The sequence below is a fragment of the uncultured Caulobacter sp. genome, from assembly GCF_937900395.1.
Taxonomy (GTDB): domain Bacteria; phylum Pseudomonadota; class Alphaproteobacteria; order Caulobacterales; family Caulobacteraceae; genus Caulobacter.
In genome coordinates this window covers 1-3,940 of the sequence record NZ_CALCDX010000068.1, presented here as the reverse complement: position 1 = coordinate 3,940, position 3,940 = coordinate 1, and the positions used below count along the sequence as shown (strand labels likewise).

General features: G+C 68.9%; 3 protein-coding genes and 1 pseudogene. 2 read left to right on the top strand and 2 right to left on the bottom strand.

All coding sequences use genetic code 11. The annotated features are described in order from the left end of the window. Window positions 1–182: 182 nt before the first annotated feature. Entirely contained in the window at window positions 183–920 is a 738-nt protein-coding gene (locus Q0379_RS06045) for an ATP12 family protein (protein ID WP_299005697.1), read from the bottom strand. Window positions 921–974: 54 nt separating this feature from the next. On the opposite strand from Q0379_RS06045, the gene Q0379_RS06040 reads away from it, so the two are divergent. Together Q0379_RS06040 and Q0379_RS06035 are read left to right on the top strand one after the other, a co-directional pair. Then, window positions 975–2,420 carry a DUF1800 family protein gene (locus Q0379_RS06040; protein WP_299005694.1) on the top strand — a complete coding sequence of 482 codons (1,446 nt, stop codon included), beginning with the start codon at window positions 975–977 and terminating at the stop codon, window positions 2,418–2,420. Further along, a complete protein-coding gene (locus tag Q0379_RS06035) occupies window positions 2,417–3,691 on the top strand; it encodes a DUF1501 domain-containing protein (RefSeq protein ID WP_299005691.1) in 1,275 nt (424 codons plus the stop codon). The genes Q0379_RS06040 and Q0379_RS06035 overlap by 4 nt, the downstream gene beginning before the upstream one ends. Before the next feature lie 77 nt (window positions 3,692–3,768). On the opposite strand, the pseudogene Q0379_RS06030 reads toward Q0379_RS06035, so the two are convergent. After that, window positions 3,769–3,940 (bottom strand): annotated as a pseudogene (locus Q0379_RS06030) (RluA family pseudouridine synthase); the annotation flags it as partial.

Here is a 3,940-nt window from a genome sequence, read left to right as displayed (position 1 = left end):
CGGCCTTGGCCTGCTCACGACGACGTTCGAGTTCCTCGAGAATGTGCTGCACGCGCGTACTCCCCTGCCGGACTTATTCGGTGGCGGCGTTCCGCCTTGTTGAGCAGGCGTAGCGAGGGCGCGGGCTCGGCGCAAGGCGGACCTTGCGGCAGCGCAGCATGAGCAGCGACCGGAGCGTTCCGTCAGCGCAGGGCCGCGAACCAGCGATCGATCATCGCCGCCTCGACGGCCAGGGCCTCGGCGCGCGCCTTGGCCTCGGCGTCCTCGCCCCACTGCTCGGCCTGATAGATCTCGTCGAGGCGAGAGAGGTCCAGGGCCCGCTGTCCCGTCAGGCGGCCCGCGCGCACCGCAAGAGCGAGGGTGGTCGAGCCAAAAAGGCCGGCCGCGAACGCCATTCCGGTGAGACTGAAGTCGTCCAGCGTCAGGGCCAGGGCTTCGACCGCGGCCAGCGTGGCCGAGGGCTGGGGCTGGTGGATAATGCCGGCGACCGGGGTGAACGCCAGGCCATGCTCGGCCTTGGCCCAATCCAGGATCGCGCCCCATTCGGCAGCTTGCCGCTCGACCAGGGCCTTGGGACTCTCGGCGCGATAGCACAGATGGTCGGAGGCGGCGTAGGCGGTGATCTCCTTGGCGACTTCGGCGCGGGTTTCGGAAACCCGGTCGATCGCGGTGAAGGCCAGGCGCGAGGCGGGCATCAGGCTGTTGTCGATGAACTCGACCTGCGCTTCCCACTCGGTCGCGACCAGGTCGGCCAAGGCTCTTGTCGGCAGGACCAGCGGCTTCTTGGCCGGCGACTTGGGCGTGCGGCCATCCAGCTGGACGGCGAAGCCGCCTTCCTGGTTTTCGCTAACGAAGGGCGCCGCGGCGGCGACCTTGTAGAAGCGCTTGGGTTTCAGCAGCAGCTCGGCTTTGTCGGACACGGGAAACTCGTTTTTCGGGCCGCGCGCGACGGAACGGCGGCGGACACGCGTTGAATGGGCAATGTCACGTCGTCGCGCAAGGGAGAGCGGCCGTTGAGCCTGCCCAGCAAGGACATGATGGCCGCGATCGCGGTCACCCGCTTCGGCCTTGGCGCCCGCCCCGGAGAGATCGACGCGGCGAAAGCTGATCCGAAAGGCTTCCTCGCCGCCCAGATCCGCCGCGAGGGCGCGGACCTGCCTGCCGATGGCGGCGAAACCTCGGCAGATCGCTTCAGGCAGATGCGCGACTTCCAGCAGCAGCGGAAGATGGAGCGTCAGCAAAAGGACGGACGGGTCGATCAAACGACCGCCAACGCCCAGACCTTCAAGGACGCCCAGCGGGCGCTACGCGACAAGGTTGGCGCGGACTTCCTGGCGCGGGCGCGACTAGCGACCAACACCGACGCGGCTTTCCGCGAGCGCTGGACGCTGTTCTGGGCAAACCATTTCACCGTCTCGGCGACCAAGCAGGTCACCTCGGCGCTGATCGGCCCCTTCGAGCGCGAGGCGATCCGGCCCAACGTGTTCGCCAGCTTCGAGACCCTGCTCGTCGCCTCATCGACACATCCGGCCATGCTGACCTATCTGGACCAGGCGCAGTCGATTGGGCCTGGCAGCCGGGCGGCGAGCTTTGCGGCGCGTCGAGGCAAGAGCAAGGCCGGGCTGAACGAGAACCTGGCGCGCGAGATTCTCGAACTGCACACCGTCGGCGTTGACGCCGGCTACGGCCAGGCGGATGTCACTGAGTTCGCGCGCGCCCTGACCGGCTTTTCAATCGGCCGCGACGCGGAGGATCGCCCCGGCCAGTTTGTGTTCCGCGACGCCGCCCACGAGCCCGGCGCGCGCACGGTCATGGGCCGCCACTATGGCCAGCAAGGCCTGAAGCAAGGCCTGGCCGTGCTGAGCGATCTGGCCGCCGATCCCCATACTGCCCGTCACGTGTGCGGCAAGATCGCCCGCCACTTCGTCTCGGATGCGCCACCACCGTCGCTGACCGAACGGCTTGAGCGACGCTGGATGGAGACCGGCGGCGATCTCGCCAAGGTCGCCCAGACCCTGATCGACAGCCCCGAGGCCTGGGACCCGGCGCCCGCCAAGTTCAAGACGCCCTACGAGTACACCCTGTCGACCTGGCGGCTGATCGGGGCCGAGCCCTCGGCGATCGAGCGTCTCGCGCCGGTCCTGACGGGCCTGGGCCAGAAGCCGTTCTCCGCCCCCTCCCCTAAAGGCTGGGCGGAGGACGCCCAGACCTGGGCGGCGCCAGACGCCTTGATCAAGCGGATGCAGTGGGCGCAGGGCTTCGCCGCGGTCGTCGCCGACCGCACCGATCCAAACTCTCTTGCCGTCGAGGCCCTGGGCGCGCGCCTGTCTCCCGCCGTAGCCGAGGCGGTTTCGCGGGCCGAGACCCGTCGCGAAGCCTTCGCCCTTCTCGTGATGAGCCCGGAGTTCCAACGCCGATGAACGCTCCAATAAACCGCCGCTTGCTGCTGGGCTTGGGCGCCAGCCTGGGCATTGGCGTCACCTTCCTGGGAGGCCAGGCCTTCGCCGCCTCCGAGGGCGACCTGGCTAAGAAGAAGCTCGTTGTCGTCATCTGTCGGGGCGGCATGGACGGCCTCTCCGTCTCGCCGCCCGTGGGGGATGCGAACTACGCGGCCCTACGCGGCTCGATCGCGCTGAAACCCGACGAGGTGCTGAAGCTGGACGGGACCTTTGGCCTGCACCCGGAGCTTTCGACCGTCCACGCCCTGGCCCTGAAGGGTGAGGCCCGGATCGCCCCGGCCATCGCCAGTCCCGACCGGGCCCGCTCGCACTTCGAGGCGCAGGACGTGCTGGAGACGGGCGCCTCGGGCGTCTACGGCGCGGACACCGGCTGGCTGAATCGAACGCTCGAAGCGCTCGCGCCCGTTCGGAAGGTCGAGGGCCTGTCCGTCGGGACCACCGCCCCTCTGATCCTGCGCGGCAAGGTGCAGGCGGCCAGCTGGTCGCCGGGCAAGGGCGTCGACGAGAGCGCCCGTCTGCCGACCCTGCTGCAGGACCTCTACAAGACCGATCCCCTGCTGGGGCCCGCCTTCGCCCGCGGGCTGGAGACGGAGACGATGGCCCAGCAGGCCATGACCGCCATGGCCGCGACTCCGGCCATGAACCTGGCGGCGGCCTCGACGCCTTCGATGGGCGCTCCGGCGCCGATGTCGGCGACCATGGCCAATGATCGCCGCAATCGGCAGGGCGGCGAGGCGGCGCGGAAGCTAGGATCGACGCTTGGCGGATTCATGATTCAGCCGAGAGGACCGCAAATCGCGGCTGTCTCGCTGGACGGGTTCGACACGCACGCGGGTCAGTCCGGCCAGATCGCCACGCGCCTGTCCTATCTGGACGCGGTGTTGGACGGTTTGCATGCCGGGCTTGGGGCGGAATGGCGGAATACCGTCGTGATCGTCGTCACCGAGTTCGGTCGCACGGCGCGGGTGAATGGCACGGGTGGCACGGATCACGGCACGGCGTCCACCGGCCTGATCCTGGGCGGTGCGCTGAAGCCGGGCGGCATCGTCGGCGACTGGCCCGGCCTAGCCCAGAACGCCCTGTTCGAGAACCGCGACACGGCCCCGACGCTGGACATGCGCGGGCTCTTCAAGGGCGTCTTGGCTGAGCACATGGGCGTCGACCGCGCCATGCTGGAGACCAAGGTCTTCCCGGACAGCAAGAGCGCCAAACCCCTGATTGATTTGGTCTAGAGACCCGCCCGCGAAGGCGGAACGGCCGCGCGCGCCCCCATAGCGCGGCCTGGTGGGGGGCCAAGCGGCGCTGCGTATTAGCGCCGCTTGGTCTGACGCCGCGCGAACGGATCCTGCTCGGCCTCGTCTTCCGAGAAGCCGAACTTACGGAAGCCTTCCTTCATCTCTGGGCTCAAAGGCGCTTCGATGTGCAACATGCCGGCCGACGGGTGCGGCAGCAGGATCGAGCGGGCGTGCAGCTGCAGCTTC